The organism is Dyella halodurans, from assembly GCF_026283925.1.
GTDB classification, from domain to species: Bacteria; Pseudomonadota; Gammaproteobacteria; order Xanthomonadales; family Rhodanobacteraceae; genus Dyella; species Dyella halodurans.
Genome location: NZ_JAPDPF010000009.1, coordinates 37,725 through 61,304, shown reverse-complemented (window position 1 = coordinate 61,304; position 23,580 = coordinate 37,725). Strand labels below are relative to the sequence as shown.

Sequence of the window (23,580 nt, the reverse complement as noted above, 5' to 3'; positions counted from 1 at the left end):
TGGTGGTTGCTGTGGTCTTACTTCAGGCTCGTCGCCGCGTCTTCGATGACTTGCGCAACCCGTTCCGGCTGCGACATGTAGACGAGGTGGCTGCCCTTGATCTCGGTGACCTTGGAGCCGGCACGCTGGTACATCGAGCGCTGCAGCTCGGGGCTGTACACGCGGTCTTCGGTCGCCACGACAGCCCAGCTGGGCTTGTTGCGCCAGGCGGTTGTCTCGGTGACGGCGCGGAGCGCGCCAACCGTTCCCGGCACCTGCGATACGGCCAGGAAGTCCGTGCGGTTGGTGGTCAGGTCGCCGCCAAAGTCGGCGCCGAACGGCTTTTCCTTGACGTAGATGTAACCGTCCCAGGAGGCCTGGAGATCGTTGCTCGGCTCGGGCATGGACTCGACCAGTTGGAGCGTGCTTTCGCCAACGGTCGGTGCGACGGCGGCCACGTAGACCAGGCCCTTGACCTTGTCGCGGTTGCCGGCCTGGGTGATCACGGCGCCGCCATAGTCGCTGCCGACCAGCAGGGTCGGACCGTCTTCCTTGCGCAGCTGCCGGTTGACCGCCTCGGCGTCGTTGAGCAAGGTGTCGATGCGCGGCTGCACTACGTTAACGGTGTAGCCCTTGTGGATCAGGATGTCGTGCACGACGTGCCAGCCCGAACCGTCGACGAAGGCGCCAGGGACGATGACGATGTTCTTGACGCCGGTGGGCGCCGCATCGGCTGCATGCGCGAGGCCGGTGGATGCCATGAGGGCAAGGGTGAAACTCAACAATTTACGCATGGTGGACTTCCTGCGGTGCCCGTGATGGAAGGGCTTGGGATGGGGACGTGCGCTGGCGTTGCGTTGCGCGACGTTCGCGCCGATGGCGCAAGACGTGGTCGAGCGACCACTTGCCACCACCGCTCGCGATGATCGGCAGGAGCAAGCCGGCCCAGCTCAGGTGCGTCGGCCAGGCGTCCGGATAGACGAAGATCTCGATCACCGTGGTCATGCCCAGCAGGGCGAGCGCGGACACCCGTGAGAACAGCCCCAGTACCAGCAACACCGGGAAGAGGTGTTCCGCTCCGGTCGCCAGGCGTGCTGCCCACTCGGGTGAAATCAGCGGCAGGTGGTACTCCGAGGCAAACAGGTCGTAGGTCGACGGCTTGATCGTCAGGAACCCCTCGACCTTGGTACGACCCGACTGGAAGAACACCGAAGCGATGCCCAAGCGGGCGACCAGGAGCAGCAAGGCGTCCGGGAGGGCGCCCGACCATCGGGCCGCGAGCGTCGAGCTCGCCTCGCGCGATGACGCCATCCGCATGGCGGTCAGCTCGGTCGTGGCCATTACGACTGGGCCTCGAGGGAGCCGTGGCCCTTGGGCGTCTTGATCGTGGTGCAGGTCCCTTTGTCGACGAGGACCCAGGCATTGCCCTGGTAGTTGGCTTTCGCCGTGCCTGCGCAGCTCGTGCCGGCACCGGCGGCACAATCGTTCTTGCCGGCGAGAGCGACGCCGTAGCATTTTTCCATCGGCTTCTTGGCGTCCTCGGCGTGGCCGACCGAGGCGAGGCAGGCAAGGCCGAGGGCCAAGGTGGCGGCGAGCGTGGCGTGTGTGCGTTTCATGGGATTCTCCGTGGATACGTGGGATAGAGCTCGGAAGGGAGCGTGGTTCAGACCAGGACGGTGACGACGTCGATGTTTCCGCGGGTCGCCTTGGAATACGGGCAGGTCTGGTGGGCGAGATCGACGACGGCCTGGGCCTGCGCGCGATCCAGCCCGGGCAGGCTCACGTGGAGGCGCGCCTGCAGGAAAAAGCTCTTCTCTGCGGTGTTGGCGAGGTCCACCTCGGCGTCGACCGCGGCATCGGCCGGGAAGCGGACGCCCAGCGCCTGCGCATTGCGCTGCATGGCACCGAGGAAGCAGGCAGACCAGCCAGCGGCGAACAGTTGTTCCGGGTTGGTGCCGCTGCCGTTGGAGCCGGGTAGCGACAGGTTGACGTCGAGGCGACCGTCGCTGCTACGCGACTGGCCGTCGCGGCCGCCAGTGGTATGGGTCTTGCCGGTGTAGAGAACAGCGTTGTGCTGGGACATGATCGTTTTCCTGGTTGAATGGCCGCACGCCCCGAGTGGTGGCGCAGGATCGGCTGGTGGGCATAGGAAACCGCTCCGACGTATCCGCGGTGTGTCGCGCCGGGCGCCAAAAGGCATCGCAATGTGTCGCGACGGGGGCTGGATACATGCCGATACAAAAGTTCCGGCAGACGTGCGCAGCCCGGTCCGGGGGCGCTGTACATACGGATACAAAAAGCCGCTAAAACGGACACGCTTGAGATAAACAGCCTTGATTCAATAAGCCGTAGGGCGGTGCGCTGTGGCACGGTCCCCTGTCCACGAGGCAAGCCTTATGAAAATCCTGCGTCTAGGCGCCGTGCTGGCCGCCCTGAGCGCCGTCTTCATCGCCGTCTGGCCCAGTGTCTGGGGCACGGCGCATGCACAGGAGCACTCGCCTGGAACACCGGCGCCGGACATCACGGGAGCGAACCGTTGGCTCAATTCGCCGCCGCTGTCGATGGAACAACTGCGTGGCAAGGTCGTGCTGGTGGAATTCTGGGCGCGTGAGTGCATCAATTGCATTCACGTACTGCCCCACACGAAGGCGCTCTATGAGAAATACGGCAAGGACGGCCTGGTCGTCGTTGGCGTCCATACGCCCGAGTACGACGAGGAGCGGGACGCGAACAGCCTGCAGGCGGCCTTGAATGAGTTCAGCATCACCTGGCCGGTCGCGGTGGATAATGACATGCGCATCTGGAACGCTTACGACAACCGCTACTGGCCGGCCATCTATCTGATCGATCGCAATGGTCGCATCGTGTATAGCCATGTCGGCGAGGGCGACTACGAAGACACCGAAAAGCGCGTGCGGATGTTGCTTGGCGAAGCCTCCTGATGCGTGAGGCATGAGAGCGGCGTAATCCTTGGAATAGGTAGAGATGGAACATATCGATCACATTCTCGTCGTCGATGACGATCACGACATTCGCACCGGCGTCGCGGACTACCTGCGCAAGAACGGGCTGCGTGCCAGTGCCGCCGTGGATGGACGCGACATGTTTGCGCAGCTCGATACGTCGGCGTTCGACCTGATCGTGCTCGACATCATGATGCCCGGCGACGATGGCCTGGTGCTTTGCCGCACCTTGCGCAGCGGCAAGCATCGCGCCGTGCCGATCCTGCTGCTGACGGCCCGGGATGACGAGACCGATCGCATCGTCGGCCTGGAAATGGGCGCGGACGACTATGTGGTCAAGCCGTTCTCGCCGCGCGAGCTGCTTGCGCGCATCAAGGCGGTGATTCGGCGCACGCGCATGTTGCCGCCCAACCTGCGCATCACCGAGTCGGCGGACACGCTGGCGTTCGGCCGCTGGCGGCTGGACACCGCGGCGCGTCATCTGCTCGACGAGAGCGGCACCAACGTTGCATTGAGCGGTGCCGAGTTTCGCTTGTTGCGGGTCTTTCTCGATCATCCGCAGCGCGTGCTGTCCAGGGACCAGCTGCTGAACCTGACCCAGGGCAGGGATGCGGAATTGTTCGATCGCTCGATCGACCTGCTGGTGAGTCGCCTGAGAAGTCGACTCGACGACGACGCGAAGGACCAGTCCTATATCAAGACCGTGCGCAGCGAGGGCTATGTGTTCTGCATGCCGGTCACCGTGCCCGGGAGCGATGCATGAGCGAGGCCGCGCCGGCCGTCGCCAGGCGCTGGCTGCCTCGCAGCATGGCCTCGCGGCTTTATCTGATCATCCTGGCCGGCCTGATGCTTGCGCAGGGCCTTTCGCTCGCGCTGCTGTTCTATGAGCGCTATCAAAGCGCCACCACGGTCATGTTCGACACCATGGAGCATGAAATAGGTACGTCCGTCGCCGTGCTGGACCACTTGCCGGCACAGGAGCGCCCAAACTGGCTCGGGCGCCTGCGACGCGACAATTACTACTTCGTGCTCGGCCCGGGTCAGCCCGGTGCGCCGCTGAACTCCGATCGTTCGCGTACGGTAACGGGTTTGATCGCCAAGGAAGTCGGCGCCGATTTCCGCGTGCATGGCGACGCCGTGGCCGCTGCGCCGGGGCGCTACCAGGTGCACTTCACCTTGCGCGATGGTCAGCCGCTAACGCTCGACGTCACGCCGCACCTCATGCCGGTGGCGCGATGGCTCCCTGTGGTGCTGGTCCTGCAGATGCTGCTCTTGCTGTTGTGCACCTGGCTCGCCGTGCGCTTGGCGACGCGTCCCTTGACCCATCTGGCCGAGGCCGCGGAGTCCATGATGCCGACGGCGGATGGACCCCATATGAGCGAAGAAGGACCGACCGAAGTTGCCCAGGCAGCGGCGGCCTTCAATTCAATGCAGGAACGCATCCGTCGCCATCTGAAGGAGCGCCTGCATATCCTCGCGTCGATTTCCCACGACCTGCAGACACCGATCACGCGCATGCGCCTACGCGCCGAAGCGCTCGAAGAGGGGGTGGCCAAACAGAAGATCCTCGATGACTTGCACGCCATGGAGCAGCTTGTGCGCGAGGGCGTGGCCTACGCCCGTAGCGCACATGGTGGAGCCGAGACGCCGGTACGCATGGATGTAGGCGCTTTTCTCGAGAGTCTCGTGTTCGACTATCAGGATGTGGGCCGGCCGGTTTCCCTGGTGGCGTCGGTTCGCGGTCCCACCATGGTCCGCCGGGAGGCGTTGCGGCGCGTACTGGGCAACCTCATCGACAACGCCATCAAGTACGGAGGCGTCGCCGAGGTCGCCGCATGGCGCAACGAGGAGGGTGCCCTGTGCATGGCGGTGTCGGATCGTGGGCCCGGCATTCCCGATGAGGAACTGGAGCAGGTCCTGCAACCGTTCTATCGGTTGGAGGCATCGCGTAACCGCGACACCGGCGGTGCGGGGCTGGGCCTGGCCATCGCGGCACAGCTGACCCGCGCCATTGGCGGGAACCTGACGCTTGGCAACCGCGAGGGCGGAGGCCTTATCGCGACCATCACCTTGCCTTGATAGGCCTCGCCGCCTGCGCGGCGCTTCGGCTAGGCAGCAGCCGCGGTCTCGTTTGCAGATGATTCGAGCGCTACCGGCCCGTGCGCCTGCCGCCGCATCGCCTGGGGCGGCTTGCCGAAGGTCCGAACGAAGGCGCGGCGCATGCGTTCGCGATCGTCAAAGCCCACTTCACGCGCAACGACTTCGACGGGATGCCGCGTCTGCTCCATCATCAGGCGGGCCGCTTCCACCCTCAGGTGTTCCACGGCCTTGGCGGGCGACTGACCGGTTTCGGCGCGAAACGTCCGACTGAACTGCCGCGGGCTGAGGTTCGCGGCGGCGGCCAGTTCCTCCACCGTCAACGCCGACTGCAGGTGACTTCTGGCGTAGGTAAGAGCGTTCTGGATGCGATCCGACTTGGGGTCCAGTTCCAGCAGCGCGGAAAACTGCGACTGGCCGCCGGAGCGACGGTGATAGACCACCAGCATCTGTGCCACCGTGCGCGCCACCTCGGCGCCGAGGTCCTTTTCGACCATGGCCAACGCGAGATCGACGCCCGCGCTCATACCCGCCGACGTCCATGTCGGTCCGTCGATGATGAAGATGCGGTCCGCTTCCACGGTTATCCCGGGGTAGTGCTGCTTGAGTTCGCGGGCGAGCAGCCAGTGCGTGGTCGCACGGCGCCCGTCGAGCAGACCGGCCTCGGCCAACAGAAAAGCACCAGTGCAGATCGCGGCGACGCGCCGAGAATGGCGCGAGGCGTGGCGTATGAATTTCAGCAACGCGGGCGTCGACGCGGGAATGCCCACGCCTCCACCCACCAGTACGGTATCGAAGCGGCGCCGGCCGAACGCGTCGGTGTGCATGGTCATACCGAACGAGCCGACGATCGGGCCTCCCGTTTCGGAGACGTAGCGGACCTCGTACACCTTGCGCTCCATGGCGAGGTTGGCGAATTCGAACGCCGACACCGCGGCCAGGCTCATGGCCTGAATGCCGGGATAGACGACAAAACCGACGCGATGCATGGCAAGTCTCCTGCATGGCAGAAAAGGTGGCATATTAGACATTTGAGTCTACACCGATCGGGCCTACAAAGGTGCTCGTGGCGCTGGCATCCCGCTGGCGCGTTCGGAGACCTCAACATGACTTCCTCGCACAAGGGCACGGCCCTTATTACCGGCGCTTCCACCGGCATTGGCGCCATCTACGCCGAGCGCCTGGCGCGCCGTGGCCACGACCTCATCCTGGTGGCGCGCAATCGCCAGCGCCTGGACGCGCTGGCGCGTCGCCTGACCGACGAGACAGGGCGTTCGATCCAGGTGTTTGCGGCCGATCTCAACGATCCCGCGGAACTGGCCAGCGTGGAGAACCTGCTGCGTGAGGACCGCAGCATCTCGGTGCTGGTCAATAACGCCGGCTTCGGCGCCGCTACCCCGCTGCTGGCATCCGACGTCGCACGCATGACCGAGATGATTTCGCTCAATGTGGGCGCGCTTACGCGCCTGACCTATGCGGCGGTACCGGGCCTGGTCGAGCGCGGCGGCGGTACGGTGATCAATGTCGCCTCCATCGTGGCCGTGGCGCCGGAGCTGCTCAATGGCGTGTACGGCGCTACCAAGGCCTATGTGCTGGCGTTTACGCAGTCGCTCCAGCACGAGCTTGCCGGCAACGGCCTGCGTGTGCAGGCCGTCCTGCCGGGCGCGATCGCCACCGAGTTCTGGGACGTGGCGGGCCATCCGGTCGACCAGCTGCCTTCCGCCATGGTGATGTCGGCGACCGACCTGGTGGATGCGGCGCTGGCCGGCCTTGATCAGGGCGAGACCTTCACCGTCCCCTCGCTACCGGACGCGGCGGACTGGACAGCCTACGAAGCGGCACGTCAGGCCTTGCTGCCCAACCTGTCGCGCAACAAGCCTGCGGCGCGCTACGACCTTGCCTGAGGCGCCCGCCTGGGCCAACGGTCATCACTAGACCGGATACGCACCGGCCTCAGCTCGAGGCCGGTGCGCAAGCGATGCACATCGTCGGTAAGCGTTGCCCGGGAAATCGCGGCGATGCTTGCTGCTTACTTGACCAGCTCGACCAGCGGCTTGCCCTTTTCCACGACATAGGTCGCGAGTTCGGACGCGTTGTCGTGGCCTACGTTCTTCGCGCTGTGGACGACTCCCGCCGGGACAAACAGGACATCGCCAGCCTTGAGCGTGACCGGGGGCTTGCCCTGCAGCTGATACTCGAGTGTGCCCGCCAGCACATAGATGATCTCTTCGCCCGGGTGCCGATGATTGGGGGCGAGTGCTCCCGGATCGATATCGACGCGTACCTGGATAGCCTCCCACCCCGGCATGCTGAGGTCGTGGCGCTGGAGGTCGGTGCGATGGACTCCTGTTTGCTGCGTCCATCCTGCGAGGGGCGCCAGGGCAGTGACGGCCAGCAGCATGACGGCCGCGATTCGAGTGGGTTTCATGGATGCATCCTCAGTGATTGCTCAATCATTGCCGATCGGGATCACTGCCCGCGTCTGGGCAGCTTCCAGTCCGGCCGGATGAAGTGGCAGGTGTAGCCGTTTGGATAGCGCTCCAGATAATCCTGGTGTTCTGGTTCGGCTTCCCAGAACGGGCCCGCGGCGGCAATCTCGGTAACCACCTTGCCGGGCCACAGGCCTGACGCGTCGGCATCGGCCACGGCGTCCTCGGCTTCGCGTTTCTGCTGGTCGTCGAGATAGAAGATGGCGGAGCGGTAGCTCAGGCCCACGTCGTTGCCCTGGCGATTCAACGTCGTCGGGTCGTGGATCTGGAAAAAGAACTCGAGGATCTGGCGATAGCTGAGTCGGCTCGGATCGAACACGATCTCGATCGCTTCCGCGTGCGTGCCATGGTTACGGTAGGTGGCGTTGGCCACGTCACCACCCGAGTAACCCACCCGCGTGGACAGCACGCCCGGGTAACGCCGCAGCAGATCCTGCATTCCCCAGAAGCAACCGCCAGCAAGGATGGCCGTTTCGGTTTTTGTCGTCATGTGATTGTCCTTCGCAGTCATTGACCGTGTGCATATCAGGGCCAAGCGCTGCAAGGCGCAGCGTTGGTTGCGGCCTGGATCGCCAAGAATACGCCAGATGCAGCGCGCGAGCGGCGCTGACTCTGGCTGGATCGTTGGTATGCCGAATACGCGCGGCAAGCGCCTGCGTGTAAACGCCTGTTTCGCCAATCCCGGCGGGCTTCGCGGCCTCACATCCAAAGACTTCTCAAGATGGCGAAAGGCCTTCGTCACCTTGAGAGCCAGTTTCCTCGACGCGTTCACCCGTGGCCCGGTCCTGCGGTCGTTTCGCGGGATGCGACCATCAACTGCCCATCCCACGACTTGGCGTTATCCCCGGATGAAGGCCAGCAGATCCGCGTTGATGACATCGGCATGGGTCGTCAATGCGCCATGGGGAAAACCCGGGTAGATCTTGAGCGTCGCGTTCTTCAGCAGTTTCGCTGACAGCACCCCGGCGTCCTTGTACGGCACCACCTGGTCATCATCGCCATGCATGACCAGCGCAGGCTGATGGATGCTCTTCAGGTCTTCGGTGAAGTCGGTTTCCGAGAACGCCTTGATGCAGTCGTAATGCGCCTTGGCGCCGCCCATCATGCCCTGGCGCCACCAGTTCTGGATGATCCCCTGGTCGACCTTGGCGCCCGGGCGGTTGTAGCCATAGAACGGCCCCGCGGGTATGTCCAGGTAGAATTGGGCGCGATTGGCGGCGAGTTGTGCGCGCAGCCCGTCGAAAACCTCGAGCGGAGTTCCGTCCGGGTTGTTCTTGCTCTTGAGCATGATCGGCGGCACTGCGCTGATCAGGACGATCTTCGCCGTGCGCTGCTGGCCGTGACGGGCCACATAGTGCGCCACTTCGCCACCGCCGGTGGAATGTCCCACATGGATGGCATCGCGAAGATCAAGGGCTTCCGTAAGCGCTGCGAGGTCGGCGGCGTAATGATCCATGTCGTTGCCATCGGCCGTCTGGCTGGAGCGCCCGTGCCCGCGCCGATCGTGTGCGATCACGCGATAGCCATGACTCAGGAAGAACAGCATCTGGGCATCCCAATCATCGGCCGATAAGGGCCAGCCGTGACTGAAAACGATGGGCTGCCCGGTGCCCCAGTCCTTGTAGAAGATGTCGACGCCGTCTTTGGTGGTGATGGTGCTGCTCATCGGAATACTCCTGTGCTCGGATGGGGTGTCGCAGTCGGTGGGGCCGCGCTGGCCCCCTTGGGTTGTCGATACCAGCGGCATAACGATCGCGGCAAAGCCACGGAAGCCGGCCGCCCGCGCAAACGGGCGGTCTAAAGCTTCCAAGCATGGGATCAACGCGCTGGTGCCGTGGTGTCGCGGCAGAATTGCCGCAGGCTGGTCAAGACGATGTATACGGCGCAATTGACCGTCCGTTTGCTGCGCGAACGAATGCGTTACGCCGGTCTCCGCAATCGGCGAGAGGCCAAAACGTCCGCGCCGATTGCGCGGCAGGCTCGCCGGACGAAGCAGTCGTGGTGGCAGGCCGCCTCTGGCTGATCGAGCAGGGCGGGGCACTGCGATGGTGCGCGCGCTCCAGGCGGTCGTTAGCCATTGCGAATGGCGTTGATACTCGGAAGTCACTTCGCTCGGTTGAAATACCTCGGCCACGGGACAACATTCCGCATGTGCAGAATGTCGCCATCCAGACGATGGCCGGAGCAGCCGAATGTCCAAAGGATCTCATCAGGCGATGGCCTGGCCAGGGACGATCTTGTCGCGGTCGTTCTTCGAACGAACAGCCACGACGGTGGCGCCCCAGTTGCTCAACAAGATCCTGGCTTCTGCCGATGGTCGGGCAGGTCGTATCGTCGAAGTCGAGGCCTATGTCGGATCGGTCGACCCGGCAGCGCACACATTTCGTGGCAAGACCGCGCGCAACGCGATCATGTTTGGTCCCGCGGGGCATATGTATGTTTACTTCACCTATGGCATGCACTGGTGCTGCAATTGCGTGTGCAGTCCGGCGGGGGAAGGCGTGCTGATCCGGGCGATCGAACCGCTGCATGGGCTGGAGGAAATGCGCGAGGCGCGTCCCTGGGGGACCAAGAACCGTGACCTGTGCCGGGGGCCGGCTCGCCTGACGCAGGCCATGGGCATCACCGGGGCGCAAAATGGCATCGATCTGGTTGGCGCTAGCGATGGCTTCGCTATCGTCGATGACGGCGTCGCGCCGCCCGAAGGCCTCGAGGGCGGACCTCGCGTCGGCATCCGGCTGGCCAAGGAGCTGCCGTGGCGATGGCGCGTGCCGAATAGTCGCTACGTATCAGGCCCCGTGCTGACCAGCGCCTGATGGTTTTGCAGGCCGGTCTTCGCGCGTTGATGCGAAGGCCGGCAGGGCACTTCATCCCATGCCCATGGTGCCCCAGGCTGGCGGCAGCCGTCGGTCAATCAACGAGCGTCTTAGGCTGAGCCCCGACGTGTTGCCAGATAGAGTTCACGGTAAGCCGCGACCAGCTGATCGAGCGTAAACGCGCGATTCCGTCCGCTGGGATTGGGCAATACCCAAACAGCAGAACGCTTGATGGTCGCGGCTTGCAAACCCCAGGCAACCTCCCGCTGACCCGAAAGCGCGGCGTACGCCGCCTTGCCGAGAAAGGCGACGAAACGTGGTGCATAGCGCGCTATCTTTTGCTCGAAGCCGGCGGCCGATGACAAGAAATCCCCGGGCGACAGCTGATCCGCCCGCGCGGTTGGGCGCTTGACCACCGACGTCAGGCCACAATGGTGTTGCAGGATCAGGCGATCGTCTTCGGGCCGGATTTCCTGCGGTGTAAAGCCGGCGAGATGGATGACTCGCCAGTAGCGATTCGCGTGTCCGGCGAAATGATGTCCCGTTGCCGCCGCCATCAATCCGGGATTGATGCCACAGAACAGCACGGCCAGATGCGGCGCGATGATGTCGGGAAGGGCCTCAGGCATGAACCGCCTCACGCCTCCGGCGCGCATCGACTGCTCATCCGCAGATCACGCTGACCGCCTTTCTTGCAAGCTTTCTCAGCTCCTTGCGAGGTGCGCCGGCACGGGCACGGATGGCAATCGTATGCATGGTCGCCGAGGCGAGCACGGCAAGCGCGCCGGGATCCGCGTCTGCCTTGAGCTCTCCCGCAGCGCGCGCCAGGCGCAGGCGTGCCTCGAAATCCGCATCGAGCATGCGCAAGCCGTCCATCACGATGCCCTGGATCTCAGGATCGTTGACCGCTTCGGTGATGGCCGTTCCCACCACGAAACACCCGCGCGCGTGGCCATCTCCAGAGAAATAGATGGATAGCGCCGCGTCATAGACGTTCATCAGCGTGTCTTTCAAGGACCGATCGCTCGCAAGCGCTTCATGCATCACGGCAAATTTCAGGTCCCAATAATCGGCCAGCGCCTTGAGATACATGGTGTGCTTGTCGCCAAACGCCGCGCGCAGGCTCGGTCGATTCATGCCGGTCGCGGCCGTGATGTCGTCCAGCGAGGTGCCGGAGTAACCAGCCTTCCAGAAGGCGTCGGCCGCCTGCCGCAAGGCCACCTCGGGCTCATAGGCGCGAGGCCGCCCGCGGGGCCTTTTCGCTGCCTCTGTTTGTTTTGTATCGATTCGCATAAAAAACTTGACCTCCAGCTTTTGCGAGAATATTATACGTGGCAGTACAAAAAGCAAGCGCGCTAAGACAGCCCGCGACGCTGCCCCGGCCACTGCGCGCCGGCGAAGGCATGAAGAGGTGTCACGTTAACCGCTGGTTGGCCATGCGGCGGCCGCTGGTGCAAGGGCGGCAAGCCGGCGCGAGCCTTGCTGGGCTGCGCCGACGAGCGCCTGAACGGCATCGGCAAAGCAATGAACGACGACCGGTGCCGGCGTTGTCCCCACGTTGATTTCGGATCCTATGATGCGCAAACAATTCGATGAGATGGCTAGTGGCCTGGATTCAGGCGACCAGGTCGAGACCGTGCAGCGGAGTATCAGGGCGAAGCTGCGCTGGCCGCTGATGGTCGCGCTGCCGCTCCTGCTGATCGTTGGCGGTGGGGCGAAATATCTGGCCGACGAGCGGTACGTGACCACCGATGACGCTTTCGTGCGGGCCGCGAAAGACTCCATCAATGCCCGGGTTTCCGGGCAGGTGGTGGAAGTTGCGGTCAAGGACAATCAGCGTGTCCACAAAGGCCAGTTGCTGTTTCGCATCGATCCGGAGCCTTATCGGATCGCCGTCGAGCAGGCCGAGGCGCGGCTGAACAGTGCGCGTCTTCAGGTGGAAGGCCTCAAGGCGAGCTATCGACAGCAGTTGGCCGAGCTTCAGTCCGCCAAGGATTCCGCCGACTTCAGCGGACGCGAGTACGACCGCAAGAAGGCGCTGCTTGCTTCCGATTTCGCCTCACGCTCCTCCTACGAGCAGGCCGAAACCGATCTGAAGGTGGCCCAGCAGCACATTGCTTCGGTCCAGCAACAGGTGGCCAACAGCATTGCCGGTTTGAATGGCGACCCGGCTATCGACGTCAATCAACACCCGACGGTTCGCGAGGCCAAGGCGCAGTTGGATCGGGCGCGGCTGGACCTTTCCTATGCCGACGTGGTGGCGCCCGACGACGGCATCGTGACCAAGGTCGACGATCTGCAAGTGGGCGATTTCGTCAATGGCGGCGCCGCCGTGTTCTCGATGATGTCGAGCCGGGATGTGTGGGTGGAGGCGAATTTCCGCGAAAGCGGCTTGACCCATATGCAACCAGGCCAGGCGGCAACAATCGATGTCGATGCCTATCCGGGACATAGTTTCAAGGCGCACGTCGTCAGCATGAGCCCCGGCACCGGATCCGAATTCGCCGTACTCCCGCCCGAGAACGCGACCGGCAATTGGGTCAAGGTGGTGCAGCGTCTGCCGGTACGCCTCGAACTGGACGCCGCCGATGCCAGGTGGCCGCTGTACTCCGGCATCAGCGTGAACGTGCGCGTCGATACCCGGCAGGCGGCGCTTGCGATAGGAGCGCCCCGGTGAGCACCCTCGTCAACCCGAGCAGGGTGGTGTGGCGGCATCGCGCCCTTATCGCAGCCGGCCTGCTCGCGACGTTCATGCAGGCGTACAACATCTCGCTCCCGAACGCGGCGGTGCTTCACGTACAAGGCGCCTTGTCGATGACGGATGACGAGATCGGCTGGGTGTTCTCGTCGTACATCGTGGGAGGCGCCATCGTGATGCCGATGACCCACTGGCTCGCGGGCCGGTTCGGGCGGAAGAGGGTCTTTCAGGCGTCCCTCGCCATCTTCGCGGCCGCACTGGGCCTCGCCACCCTGGCGACGACGCCACTTCAGTTCGTCTTCGCACGCATCCTTCAGGGCGCCGCGAGCGGCACGCTTGCTCCGCTATCGATGGCCATCCTGTTGGACGAATTGCCGCCGCTGAGACATGGACACATCGGTCCGGTGTGGAGCGTTACGGCCATGCTCGGGATCGTCTGCGGTCCGGCCATGGGTGGCTGGCTCAGTGAATTCCATGGCTGGCGTTCGCTCTCTTATCTCAGCCTGCCGATAGCCGGCGCCATCTTCCTGACCATGGCTGTCTGCCTGAAGGAAAAGAAGGCCGAGAAAAGCCCGCCGTTCGATTTCTTTGGCTTTGCGACGTTCTCGATCGGTATCGCAGGGCTGCAGATGATGCTCGATCGCGGCGAGCGCATGGAATGGTTTGCCTCGACCGAGACCTGGGTCGAAGCCACGGCTGCGGTGCTCGGCTTCTACCTGTATGCCGTGCATGTGTTTACCAGGAAAGACCACTTCCTCAACACGGCGGTGCTGAGGGATCGTAATTTCAGCCTCTCCACCGTGATGTTCTTCGTGTTCGGCTTCGTCCTGTTGCCGACCCTGGCGCTCACCTCGCCGATGCTCGAGGAACTGCTCGGTTATCCAGCCGACACAGCCGGCTACCTGACGATTCCGCGCGGTGCGGCACTGGTAGCCTTGTTGATACTCACGTGGCGCCTGCCGTCGAGGATCGACAACCGACTGTTCATCGTGGCTGGCATGGCGCTGGTGATCTACGGCAACTGGCGGATGCTTGGTTATTCACCGTTGATGGATGCATGGGCGGTGGTCGCAGCGGGCGCCCTGCAGGGCGCCGGCCTCGGCATCCTGCTACCCGCCCTCAGTCGGGCCGCCTTCAGCACGCTCGATCCGACATTTCGCTCGTCGGGTACCGTCCTCTTCAACCTGTCGCGGCTGTATGGCAGCACGCTAGGCATCGCGATCGTGCAGATCTACTTCTACAACAATACCCAGAGCATGCACCTGGCGCTCGCCAAGAACCTCAGGCCCTACGGCGCCGTTGCCCATGCGACTGGCCATCTCGCGGGGATGCAGCTTGCGCTGATGAATGAACTGGTCACCGGGCAGGCCGCGATCATCGCAGTCATCGACCAGTTCAAGCTCTTGATGATCGCCATGCTGATGGTGAGTCCGCTTGTGCTTTTTCTTCGCAAACCGCGTACCAGTCACTGACCTTCGTGGAGCTGAAAAATGAAATGGGCTAGATCGATGCTGTCCGGGCGCATGATCCGGATGGCCATGGTGGCTACGTCCTCACTCGTGCTTCTATCGGGATGCATGGTGGGTCCCAACTTCGAGCGGCCGGCGGCGTCGGCGTCGAAGCATTACGACGTGGATGCCGAGACCCAACTGGCGGACGGTGGCGGGGCGGTGGGCAGCCAGCACGCCGACTTCGACCGGAAGATCGATGGCGATTGGTGGTCGAGCTTCCGTTCCGCGAAGCTTGATCAAGTGATGCGCAAGGCGATCGAAGGCAATCTCGATCTGGAAGCGGCGGATGCCACGATCGCGCAGGCGGACGAAGGCATTGCCGCCGCCGGGGGTGGACTGAAGCCACAGGTGGATTTCGGTGCTCAGGCCGGTCGCCAGCGGACCGATGCCACCGGCATGCCATCGACGTCCAACTTCTACGCGGTCGGCCCGACGGTGAGCTTCGACTTCGATATTTTCGGCGGCACCAAGCGCCTGGTCGAGGAACGGACGGCCTTGGCCGAGCTCCAGCGGCACCGCTTCGACGCTGCCTATCTGACGGTGACCGGCGACGTCGCCAGCCAGGCCATCGCGCTTGCCTCGGCGCGCGCGCAAATGGACGCGGTGCAGCAGCTGCTCGCCGATGATCGGAAAAACCTCGAGCTCGTGCGCACCGCGCACCAGTTCGGCAGCGCCACGCAGGTCGATATTGCGCTGGCCACGACCCAGCTCGCGCAGGATGAGACCCTGCTGCCGCAGCTCGCGCAACAACGGGATACCGCGCGCCACGCCTTGTCGGTGCTGGCGGGCAAGGGCCCTGCCGATTGGGTGGCACCGGAATTTGACCTCGACGATTTCGTGCTGCCAGCGCACCTGCCGGTCAGCCTGCCTTCCGAGCTTGCGCGCGAACGGCCGGACATCCTTGAGGCGGAAGCCCAGCTGCATGCAGCGAGTGCTACGATCGGCGTAGCCACGGCCGACATGTACCCTCATCTGCAGCTGTCGGCGTCGCTCAGCCAGGTTGGCCCAGGCGCTGGCATGGGAACCTTGTGGGGCATCGCCGCCGGGCTGACCGGGCCGATTTTCCACGGGGGAACGCTCAAGGCTAATCGCAATGCCTCCGTCGATGGCTACAAGGCATCGCTTGCGGGCTACCAGCAGACGGTCGTCAAGTCGCTGGGTCAAGTCGCCGATGTGCTGCAGGCGATCAACCATGACAGCGAAGAATACGCCGCGCAGGACCGCGCCTTGAATGCCGCGGCGGCGAGTCTTCGCTTGAATCAGGAAGGCTACCGGGCAGGCGAGACCGGCGTGCTCCAGGTACTGGATGCGCAGCGGGCCTACCAGCGGGCACTGATCGGCCAGATCCGCGCGAAGTCGGCGCAGTATCTGGATACCGTGCAGCTATCGGTCGCCCTTGGTGGCAATGCGAGTGAAGCCTTCGAGCGAACGGCAGCAGACCGCGGCGAACGGCTGACTTCCAAGTAAGCACCTGGTGAGCCAGGGCTTGCGCCGCAATGAATGTTGGCGCGCGCGCAACTGCCCGAGTTTTCACGTCGCGGCGGCTGCACGCGGACTACGCTGCGCAGCTTGCCCTGGCGACACTGAATGACCTGAAGCCACCGACTTCGCTGCGCACATGCAACATCGCGATGGCTTGCTGTGCCATGTGCAGCGTCGCCGGCGGATTACGCCACTTGTGCAACAGGTGGCACCACAATGGAGTACAAGCATGCACCGTTCCAACACCCTCCGTGACACGACTATTCCGCTCGCCGGAGGAAAGGGGGCCATACCGGCCCTCGGCTTTGGTACCTTGATTGCCGATCCCGTCGCGGCCAAGAAGGCCATCAAGGTGGCGCTGGAGACAGGGTTTCGGCATATCGACGCGGCGGAGATCTACCGCAACGAAGACGTGGTCGGGTCCGCCTTGCAGGAATCCTTCGCGGAAGGGACGGTCTGGCGCAAGGATCTCTTTGTCACCACCAAGTTGTGGAACAACAATCATCGGCCGGAACGCGTCAAGCCCGCGCTCGAGGCGAGTCTTCGTCGCCTGCAACTCGATTACGTGGATTGTTATCTGATCCACACGCCGTTCGCGTTCGTGCCGGGCGACGAGCAGTATCCGACCGGCGAGGACGGTCGGCCGATCTATGACTCCGGCGTAACCCTGTTGGAGACGTGGCAGGCGATGGAACGCCTGGTCGACGAAGGCTTGTGCAGGTATATCGGCTTGTCGGACGTGCGCCTGGACGCGGTGAAGGAAATTGTCGCCGCTGCCCGGATCAAGCCTGCCGTCGTGCAGGTGGAATGCCACCCCTATCTTCCCGAATGGGAGCTGCTCGAGTTCTGCCAACAGCACGGCATCGTGCTGCTGGCGTTTGCACCATTGGGCCACGGCATGGAACCGAGGGTGCTGCACGATCCGGTGATCACGAATATCGCGCAGCGTGTCGGCAAGACGCCGGCGCAGGTTGCGCTGGCCTGGGCGCTGCAACGCGGTACGGCATTCCTGACCACCTCAACCAAGCCTGACCATATCCTGGAGAATTTCGACGTATCGTCGCTGCCTGATGACGCCTTACAGGCGATGCAGCAGGACATCACGACGAGGATCCGCTTGAACCAGGTTGTCGATACCGGCTTGCCCGGTTTTATCCCGCGGAAAAGTGAGTGAACGCCCGGCGGACCCGGCCAAAGCGGCTGTCCGCCGGCCTCGGTTAGCCAACATGCGGTTGACGCCAGGCGCGCGCGTCACGGCGTTCGCCGCATGCCAGCAGCGCCAGGTGGCGCTTGAGGTCAGGATCATGGCGATACTGCTCTCCGTCAATGTCGGTCTGCCGAAAGACATCCTCTGGCAGGGGAGGATGGTGCATACCGCAGTGTGGAAAACCCCGGTGACAGGACGCGTGATGGTTCGGCGCCTGAATATCGATGGCGATGGCCAGGGTGATCTTGCAGGGCATGGCGGGGAACATCGCGCGGTGATGGTCTACCAACTCGAGTCGTATCGATACTGGGAATCCTATTTGCACCGCGCGCCGCTGGATTACGGTGCATTCGGGGAAAACTTCACCGTCGATGGCCTGCCCGATCACGAGGTCTGTATTGGCGACCGCTATCGCATCGGAGGAGCGCTTCTCGAAGTCACCCAGCCTCGGGTGACCTGCTATCGGGTCGGGATCCGCATGGGCGACCCGCAGATGGCAGCTCTGCTCGTCTCGCACAAGCGCCCGGGGTTCTACTGCCGGGTGATAGAGGAGGGAAGCGTGGGCGCGGGGGATACGTTCGTGATGGAGCGGGCGGGCGATGGCATGACCGTGGCGGACGTGGACGCCTTGCTATACCTGCCTGGCCATCCGCGCGAGCAACTCGAGCGTGCCGTGCGGATGCCGGCGCTTAGCGAAGGCTGGCGCCATTCGTTCGCCGCCTTGCTCGCTGCCGGACCGGCCGAGCGGGGCAATGCCGGTCTCACTGGTGCTGCCGCCGAACCGCCGGCCTGGCAAGGCTTCCGCGATGTGCGGATTTCTGCGACGCATGACGAAAGTAAGTCGGTGCGTTCGTTTACGGTTGAAGCGACCGCCGACGAGGCGCTGCCGCCCGTACGAGGCGGGCAGTTCGTGGTGGTCAAGTTGACGCCGCCGCCTCCTCGTCTGCCGTTGATGCGCAGTTACTCGATTTCCGATGGTTCCACGCCAGGGCGATACCGTTTTTCGGTAAAGCGAGACGCCGGCGAAGGCAGTCGCTACCTGCATGACGAAGTGCGCGCGGGCGACCTGTTGAGCATCAGCGCAGCTCGCGGGACGTTCTGTCTGGGCGAGGGGCAGGGTCCGGTGGTGTTCTGGGGAGCGGGCATCGGGATTACCCCGCTGCTGGCGATGCTGCATGAGCTGGCGGCACGGCGCGATGTCGCGCCAAGGATGGTGTACTGGGTGTACGGCGCGAGAAATGGCGACGAGAACGTGTTCGCCGAGGAAGTTGCTGGCTTGCTGGCGCGTCTGGGTCGGTTCAAGCGGCTGATCGGCTTTAGCCAGCCTGAGGCGACTGACCTTATCGGCATCCAGTTTGATGTCGAAGGGCGCATCGACGTCGCGAGACTCGCGGCGCTACAGATCCCCGAAGATGCGCATTTCCATTTGTGCGGGCCACCGACCTTCCTGTCGGCTGCGCGCAGCGGCCTGCGCGCGGCCGGCTACGCAGATGCCAACATTTCCTCGGAACTGTTCGGGACGCTCGATGCTCTTCGACCTGGCGTTACGTCCACGGCTGCCACGCTCCCGCACCCGCCGAAGGACGAAGCTAACGAGGGGGCCGTTGTTTCCTTCGTGCGCAGTGGTCTCACGGTTCACTGGAATGGCCACTATCCCAGCCTGTTGGAGCTAGCCGAGGCTTGCGATGTGCCCGTGCGCTGGTCGTGCCGTACTGGCGTTTGCCACAACTGCGAGACGGCGGTGATCGGTGGGCAGGTGGCTTACTCGACGGAGCCTCTCGAGGCACCGGCGGAAGGACGGGTGCTGATATGTTGCTCGTCGCCGATGGGCGATCTACAACTGGATCTCTAGCCGGCGGCTTCGTTCGCCGCGGCATGGAAGGCGCCAAGGCCAATCCACCGATACATATGCATCGGCAATTGCGTGTCGACCCTGACTGGCAGGGTCCGGACTGGACTGGATACTGCGAAGCGACCGTCGATCTTCACGACTTCGCCTGAGTCTTCGCCGATTCCCATGCTGTGCTCAACTGTCCTTCAGGGCATCGAAGCCTCCTGGAGATCGGCCCGCGTGATCAATAGTGCAGATTCAACTCCGGCACCTGGGGTCGGTTGGCTTCGTAGAGAGCCTGGAATTCCTCTTCCGTCAGCTCGTCAGGGGCATATACGGCGACGAAATCCCAGACGCGGTCCGTTGGCTTCGGCTGCCGAGGTCCACCACGCAGCGAGAACATGACGCCATCGCGCTCAAGCAGCTCCGGCGCATCTTCCAGGTGTTCCGTCCTGACAAGCCGGGGCGTGATCAGGAAAATCGCTGAGATCATGGCTGACTCCTCGTCAAAGCGTTCACCCAGGCGCACTCCCTAGGTGGATAGCAGCTTGCCCTGCCATAGCAGGCGGAGGGTCGCCACGATCATCAGCAGGATAATCAGATTCCCGCCAATGAATAGATATGGCGCCATGAGGGCAAACGGCCCGGTCTCGCCATGCTCGATGAGTCGCAAAGGCGCCGTCGACAGCGCCGTCACGCCAAAGCTGAAGCCCCAGTAGCCCATCGAAAAAGGTCGCGCCGCTATCCACGGCAGGATGCGCAAGAGCACGACGGCCTGCATCAAGCCATAAGCCAGCATGGCGTGAATGAACATGTCAGGCGGAGCATTGGCCACATTGATGTACGCCAGCGCGCCCACCGTGGGTGGCGCCAATTGAATGCCCATGGTCGAGCGAATAATCGGCGGCAGGGCCTCGGAGGCATAAAGGCGGTACAGCAGCATGGCGTCGACGGCCAACCAGGTGAAGGCGCCGGCGCCAAACGCGAGCAGTCCCCAATCCGCGTAGCCCAGGGCGGCCGCGGCAGCCGCCGCGACAAACGAGCCTCCTACGACGGGCAGATAGAGCGCTGCGGTTATGTTCGCGTTGTCCCGCCCACCTTCCCACAAACTGCCGGTCAACCACACCGCGAAGGCGACGGTATAGATGAAGCCTAGCACGAACAGCACCAGGGCCGTCGCTCGCGAATAGGGTAATACCGCTATCGCGATCACCATCGCCGTCAGGCCGGCCAGGCCAACGAAGCAACACTGCACGGGATGGTTGAGCTCGGCGAGTGCCTGGTCGCGCGCAAAGATCCACTTGCGCGCATAGAGCGCCAAGAGGAGGACCCACACCAGCGTCGCGATGAGCAGCAGTACCTCGCCGATCAATGACGGCACGTGCCACACGCGGTGCGCCGCGCGCCAGGCTCCACCCAGCCCGCCGATGCCAAGCACAATGCCGAAGAAGCTCGCGGGGACGATCGGTAGCTTGCTCAGCAGTGCCATGGCGGCGCGCCTCGGTGCATCGGTGGGACATACGACGCGCGGATTGCGCCAAGCCGTACCAGAACGCAGCCTCCGGTGAGATCTCATAACCCCGCACGGTTCGCCGCGTGGCAGCCTGGCACCGAGCATCGCTTACGTCCCAGGCGTGCTAAGCGACACTCGCATCCTTACTGCCGGTGGTTTACGGCGCACCGTGGAAACGCGCCCTATCCCTTTGGAGGCTACCTGCATGGCAGGGCCACCGCCATTGCACCAAGGTGTCACCGATACCCGGGTAAGTACGCCCGCATCAGCCAATGGCCTGCAGCCCCCGGCGAGAGCCTCAGGCCGGGATCGATTTGCAGATCGACACCGGCCCATAAGCGATCCACGACCGAGACGATGGAGGTCAAGGCGCGCACTCGTCCGCAGCGCTGCAAGCCGGTGCGGTCAAGCTCACGACCGCGCCTGCGTCGCGAGGCGAGGTGCGCTCCGGCGGCGCGAGCTGCGACGGGTAGTCGACGTCCCAATCGAGACGGCCGTTGATCCGGCTGCCCGACTCGATGCGCTGGTCGTCGCTGTGCGACGCGGGTTCCGGCCGACGCTGCGATGGGGCATGCGACGGCCCATTCGGATCAACGGTCTGCCCAGCCAGCAATGGCGTGCCGACTAGTCCCAGCGCCAGTATCAGGGCCCGGGCGACGATGTGCTTGTGTGATGACGCGGCAAGCGTGGAGAAGCGTGAGGTGTTCATAGGTATGACTTCCAATAAGGGTGGCGAAGCATCGCCGTGAGCATGGTTTCCTGTGTCTGTGGCGCGCCTGGATTGCACACGCGTCATATTTGTACGGATAGGGATAATATTCTTCGGAATGCCTGCGGTCAAGCTTTTTGTTCGTCATTGAACAAAAAAGAATTGCACTGCAGGAAAACCCCGTCGGCCACGTGGCGGCAGGGCGCAGGGAGGGCTAGCGCTGGCGAGGTTCTGATCGTCCTGGCGCCACGAGCACGACGAAACCCCCGGAAGCCGCCGTGCGGTCAGCCCGTCATGGCCGGTGGACGCACGGCGCCTCGGTCGTTACAGCTTGGGCACGTGTCTGCAGTGGGAATCACCCACAAGAACGGGATGCTGGCGATAGGGAGGCATCCGACGCTTGGCCGTTGCCAGGACGCAGCCGGGGGCGTTGCAGTGACTAGAGAGTGACGACGCCGTGTCCCATCCACGCGTTCAGATCGCGCTGTTCGATGGATGCCAGGGCATCGACAAAGCGCCAGGCGAACGATCCGGGGCCTGCCGCCTGTTGGCCCGCCAGCTCACCGGCCAATTTGAAGCAAGCCAAGGCCGTAACGGTCGCGCCAAGCAAGCGGGCAGGGCGGTCTCCCGCGAAGGCGCCGATCATGCAGGTCAGCGAGCATCCCAGCGCGGTGATCTGAGGCATCAGCGGCGATCCGCCGGTCAAACGGACGGATCGCTCACCGTCCGTCACGAAGTCGGCCGCCCCGGTAACGGCCACAATGGATCCATGCTGCTTGGCCACGCGCACGGCGGCATCCTCGGCAGCCGCTACGGCATCCAGGCTGTCGACGCCACGGCTCGCGCTGTGTCCACCGCTCAATGTGATGATCTCAGACGCATTGCCACGAATAATCGTGGGACGGAGATCAAGCAGCTCGCTGATCGCGCTACGCCGAAACGCAGTGGCGTGGTGGGCTACGGGGTCCAATACCCATGGCTTCGCCGAAGCATTGGCACTGGCTGCGGCCACTTTCATCGCGGCCAGCCAGGGTGCGGAAAGGGTTCCGATATTGATCGTCAGTGCATTGGCCAGTGACGCGAATTCCGCGACCTCTTCCTCCGCATGCAACATCGCGGGTGATGCTCCTGCAGCGAGCAGCACGTTGGCAGCCATATTCATGGCGACGTAGTTGGTGATGCAGTGGACGAGCGGGGCAGTCGCCCGCATCGATGTGAGCTCGTCGCCCTGGGTGATCGACATGAAGCATTCTCCTGGCAAAGCCATGGTCTAGCGGCTGGAGCACGGCCAAGCATGACCTGCAATGGATCAGGCACGGTCTTCGTGCGCTCCGAGACACGCATCATAGGCGGTAACTGTCTTCTTCTCTGACTCGGTCCAGGCCAAGGCGACGCTTGCTCGCAAAGTCCGCATCGGCCGGCGTGACTCGTTGGTCGATTCGTCGCCTGCGCGAAGACGAATTCACGCGACCATGAAATGGCGCTGACTACACTCGTCAGCTTGATCTCGAATCACCCGACGGATGTGCTGCACCTGCCAGGCGAGGTGGCAGCGCGATACGCCGCCCCTTCGAAGCCGTGGATAGGCAAGTCGCCGGTATCCAAAGCTCATCCACGACAGTCCAGCGAGGATCAGCCATGAAACGCCAAAGAACGCTCATGATCGCGGTCGTCACGGGCTTGCTCGCCGTCCTGGGTGGTGCCGCCCTTTACGCGCAGGACAAGACCAATGACAAGTACGCCCTGGTATCGCCTGGTGGCATCGCGTTCGCTGACTTCCGCGGCTACGAGGACTGGTCGGTGGTGTCGTCCGCCCGCACGGACGAAGTGCTCAAGGTGATCGTCGCCAATCCGATCATGATCAAGGCGTACAAGTCAGGCATTCCCGGCAACGGTCAACCCTTCCCGGAGGGTTCCAAGATCGTGAAGCTGCAGTGGAAGCCGAAGAAGAGCACCGAAGCCCCCTTCGTGGTGGATGTGCCCGACGTCTTCTCGCAGGCCTTTGTCATGGAGAAGGACAGCAAGCGATTCCCGAAAACCGGTGGATGGGGCTACGCGCTGTTCAATTACGAGGTCACATCCGACACATTCAAGGTCGATCCCACGGCGCTCGCCGACTGCGGGCACAAATGCCATGTGAAGGTAGAGGCGAAGAACTACATCTTCCACCCCTACCAGAAGCGCTGAACCACGCTTGCACCCGATTGGGATGCAAACGTGGCTCCGGAATCTTCACTGCCGCTTCAACACGGCGGCAGCGGTGTCCATCGAAAACGAGAAGCGGA

Annotated in this window: 25 protein-coding genes; 11 read left to right on the top strand and 14 right to left on the bottom strand. The window is 63.6% G+C overall.

All coding sequences use genetic code 11. The annotated features are described in order from the left end of the window. Positions 1-17 precede the first annotated feature (17 nt). Genes OUZ49_RS17020 through OUZ49_RS17005 form a run of 4 tightly spaced genes read right to left on the bottom strand, consistent with a single transcriptional unit; the run spans position 18 to position 2,062 of the window. Positions 18-773 (bottom strand): alpha/beta hydrolase, encoded by a 756-nt coding sequence (locus OUZ49_RS17020; RefSeq protein ID WP_266151799.1) that lies wholly within the window; start codon positions 771-773, stop codon positions 18-20. After that, positions 766-1,320 carry a DoxX family protein gene (locus OUZ49_RS17015; RefSeq protein WP_266151796.1) on the bottom strand — a complete coding sequence of 185 codons (555 nt, stop codon included), beginning with the start codon at positions 1,318-1,320 and terminating at the stop codon, positions 766-768. Before OUZ49_RS17015 ends, OUZ49_RS17020 begins: the two co-directional genes overlap by 8 nt. After that, complete coding sequence (locus tag OUZ49_RS17010; protein ID WP_266151795.1) at positions 1,320-1,595, bottom strand: BufA1 family periplasmic bufferin-type metallophore; 276 nt, start codon at positions 1,593-1,595, stop codon at positions 1,320-1,322. Before OUZ49_RS17010 ends, OUZ49_RS17015 begins: the two co-directional genes overlap by 1 nt. Before the next feature lie 47 nt (positions 1,596-1,642). Beyond that, on the bottom strand, positions 1,643-2,062 hold the full coding sequence (locus OUZ49_RS17005; protein WP_266151794.1) for an organic hydroperoxide resistance protein: 420 nt from the start codon (positions 2,060-2,062) through the stop codon (positions 1,643-1,645). A 313-nt stretch (positions 2,063-2,375) separates the two neighbouring features. Between OUZ49_RS17005 and OUZ49_RS17000 the strand changes: the two genes are divergently transcribed. From OUZ49_RS17000 to OUZ49_RS16990, 3 genes are read left to right on the top strand one after another with little or no spacing between them, the layout of a single operon-like run. Next, positions 2,376-2,921: a redoxin domain-containing protein gene (locus OUZ49_RS17000; RefSeq protein ID WP_266151793.1), complete on the top strand. Its 546-nt coding sequence runs from the start codon at positions 2,376-2,378 to the stop codon at positions 2,919-2,921. A 43-nt stretch (positions 2,922-2,964) separates the two neighbouring features. Continuing rightward, the gene (locus OUZ49_RS16995; protein ID WP_266151792.1) at positions 2,965-3,705 is read left to right on the top strand and encodes a response regulator; all 741 of its coding nucleotides are present in this window, start codon (positions 2,965-2,967) and stop codon (positions 3,703-3,705) included. Then, complete coding sequence (locus OUZ49_RS16990) at positions 3,702-5,021, top strand: sensor histidine kinase (protein WP_266151790.1); 1,320 nt, start codon at positions 3,702-3,704, stop codon at positions 5,019-5,021. Before OUZ49_RS16995 ends, OUZ49_RS16990 begins: the two co-directional genes overlap by 4 nt. A gap of 29 nt (positions 5,022-5,050) precedes the next feature. On the opposite strand, the gene OUZ49_RS16985 is transcribed toward OUZ49_RS16990, so the two are convergent. Beyond that, entirely contained in the window at positions 5,051-6,028 is a 978-nt protein-coding gene (locus OUZ49_RS16985) for a GlxA family transcriptional regulator (RefSeq protein ID WP_266151789.1), read from the bottom strand. A 117-nt stretch (positions 6,029-6,145) separates the two neighbouring features. Between OUZ49_RS16985 and OUZ49_RS16980 the strand changes: the two genes are divergently transcribed. Beyond that, a complete protein-coding gene (locus OUZ49_RS16980; protein WP_266151788.1) occupies positions 6,146-6,943 on the top strand; it encodes an SDR family NAD(P)-dependent oxidoreductase in 798 nt (265 codons plus the stop codon). Between the two features lie 125 nt (positions 6,944-7,068). Here the strand turns inward: OUZ49_RS16980 and OUZ49_RS16975 are convergent, their stop codons facing one another. The 3 genes from OUZ49_RS16975 to OUZ49_RS16965 all read right to left on the bottom strand — a co-directional run bounded on the left by OUZ49_RS16975 (position 7,069) and on the right by OUZ49_RS16965 (position 9,194). Next, positions 7,069-7,467, bottom strand: coding sequence for a cupin domain-containing protein (locus OUZ49_RS16975; protein ID WP_266151787.1), 399 nt, complete (start codon positions 7,465-7,467; stop codon positions 7,069-7,071). A gap of 41 nt (positions 7,468-7,508) precedes the next feature. Beyond that, on the bottom strand, positions 7,509-8,018 hold the full coding sequence (msrA, locus tag OUZ49_RS16970) for a peptide-methionine (S)-S-oxide reductase MsrA (protein WP_266151786.1): 510 nt from the start codon (positions 8,016-8,018) through the stop codon (positions 7,509-7,511). A 348-nt stretch (positions 8,019-8,366) separates the two neighbouring features. After that, positions 8,367-9,194 (bottom strand): alpha/beta fold hydrolase, encoded by an 828-nt coding sequence (locus tag OUZ49_RS16965; RefSeq protein WP_266151785.1) that lies wholly within the window; start codon positions 9,192-9,194, stop codon positions 8,367-8,369. Positions 9,195-9,720: 526 nt separating this feature from the next. Between OUZ49_RS16965 and OUZ49_RS16960 the strand changes: the two genes are divergently transcribed. Further along, positions 9,721-10,344: a DNA-3-methyladenine glycosylase gene (locus OUZ49_RS16960; RefSeq protein WP_266151784.1), complete on the top strand. Its 624-nt coding sequence runs from the start codon at positions 9,721-9,723 to the stop codon at positions 10,342-10,344. 110 nt (positions 10,345-10,454) lie between these two features. Here OUZ49_RS16960 and mug read toward each other — a convergent pair whose 3' ends face one another. Then, a complete protein-coding gene (gene mug, locus OUZ49_RS16955) occupies positions 10,455-10,973 on the bottom strand; it encodes a G/U mismatch-specific DNA glycosylase (protein ID WP_266151783.1) in 519 nt (172 codons plus the stop codon). A gap of 34 nt (positions 10,974-11,007) precedes the next feature. Then, the gene (locus OUZ49_RS16950) at positions 11,008-11,694 is read right to left on the bottom strand and encodes a TetR/AcrR family transcriptional regulator (protein ID WP_266151781.1); all 687 of its coding nucleotides are present in this window, start codon (positions 11,692-11,694) and stop codon (positions 11,008-11,010) included. Positions 11,695-12,019: 325 nt separating this feature from the next. Between OUZ49_RS16950 and OUZ49_RS16945 the strand changes: the two genes are divergently transcribed. The 5 genes from OUZ49_RS16945 to OUZ49_RS16925 all read left to right on the top strand — a co-directional run bounded on the left by OUZ49_RS16945 (position 12,020) and on the right by OUZ49_RS16925 (position 19,094). Further along, positions 12,020-13,021, top strand: a complete 1,002-nt coding sequence (locus OUZ49_RS16945) for an HlyD family secretion protein (protein WP_266151779.1) — start codon at positions 12,020-12,022, stop codon at positions 13,019-13,021. Next, the gene (locus OUZ49_RS16940) at positions 13,018-14,514 is read left to right on the top strand and encodes a DHA2 family efflux MFS transporter permease subunit (protein ID WP_266151778.1); all 1,497 of its coding nucleotides are present in this window, start codon (positions 13,018-13,020) and stop codon (positions 14,512-14,514) included. The genes OUZ49_RS16945 and OUZ49_RS16940 overlap by 4 nt, the downstream gene beginning before the upstream one ends. 18 nt (positions 14,515-14,532) lie before the next feature. Beyond that, positions 14,533-16,020 carry an efflux transporter outer membrane subunit gene (locus OUZ49_RS16935; protein WP_266151776.1) on the top strand — a complete coding sequence of 496 codons (1,488 nt, stop codon included), beginning with the start codon at positions 14,533-14,535 and terminating at the stop codon, positions 16,018-16,020. Between the two features lie 244 nt (positions 16,021-16,264). Beyond that, positions 16,265-17,209, top strand: coding sequence for an aldo/keto reductase (locus tag OUZ49_RS16930; protein WP_266151775.1), 945 nt, complete (start codon positions 16,265-16,267; stop codon positions 17,207-17,209). Continuing rightward, positions 17,202-19,094: an MOSC and FAD-binding oxidoreductase domain-containing protein gene (locus OUZ49_RS16925; protein ID WP_266151774.1), complete on the top strand. Its 1,893-nt coding sequence runs from the start codon at positions 17,202-17,204 to the stop codon at positions 19,092-19,094. Before OUZ49_RS16930 ends, OUZ49_RS16925 begins: the two co-directional genes overlap by 8 nt. Before the next feature lie 223 nt (positions 19,095-19,317). Here the strand turns inward: OUZ49_RS16925 and OUZ49_RS16920 are convergent, their stop codons facing one another. From OUZ49_RS16920 to thiM, 4 genes are all read right to left on the bottom strand, one after another. After that, positions 19,318-19,566, bottom strand: coding sequence for a hypothetical protein (locus OUZ49_RS16920; protein ID WP_266151773.1), 249 nt, complete (start codon positions 19,564-19,566; stop codon positions 19,318-19,320). Positions 19,567-19,605: 39 nt separating this feature from the next. Further along, on the bottom strand, positions 19,606-20,562 hold the full coding sequence (gene tehA / locus OUZ49_RS16915; protein WP_266151771.1) for a dicarboxylate transporter/tellurite-resistance protein TehA: 957 nt from the start codon (positions 20,560-20,562) through the stop codon (positions 19,606-19,608). A 388-nt stretch (positions 20,563-20,950) separates the two neighbouring features. Further along, a complete protein-coding gene (locus tag OUZ49_RS16910; protein ID WP_266151770.1) occupies positions 20,951-21,295 on the bottom strand; it encodes a hypothetical protein in 345 nt (114 codons plus the stop codon). A 439-nt stretch (positions 21,296-21,734) separates the two neighbouring features. Further along, entirely contained in the window at positions 21,735-22,538 is an 804-nt protein-coding gene (gene thiM / locus OUZ49_RS16905; protein WP_266151768.1) for a hydroxyethylthiazole kinase, read from the bottom strand. A 395-nt stretch (positions 22,539-22,933) separates the two neighbouring features. Between thiM and OUZ49_RS16900 the strand changes: the two genes are divergently transcribed. Further along, entirely contained in the window at positions 22,934-23,482 is a 549-nt protein-coding gene (locus tag OUZ49_RS16900; protein ID WP_266151767.1) for a cytochrome P460 family protein, read from the top strand. Positions 23,483-23,580 lie beyond the last annotated feature (98 nt).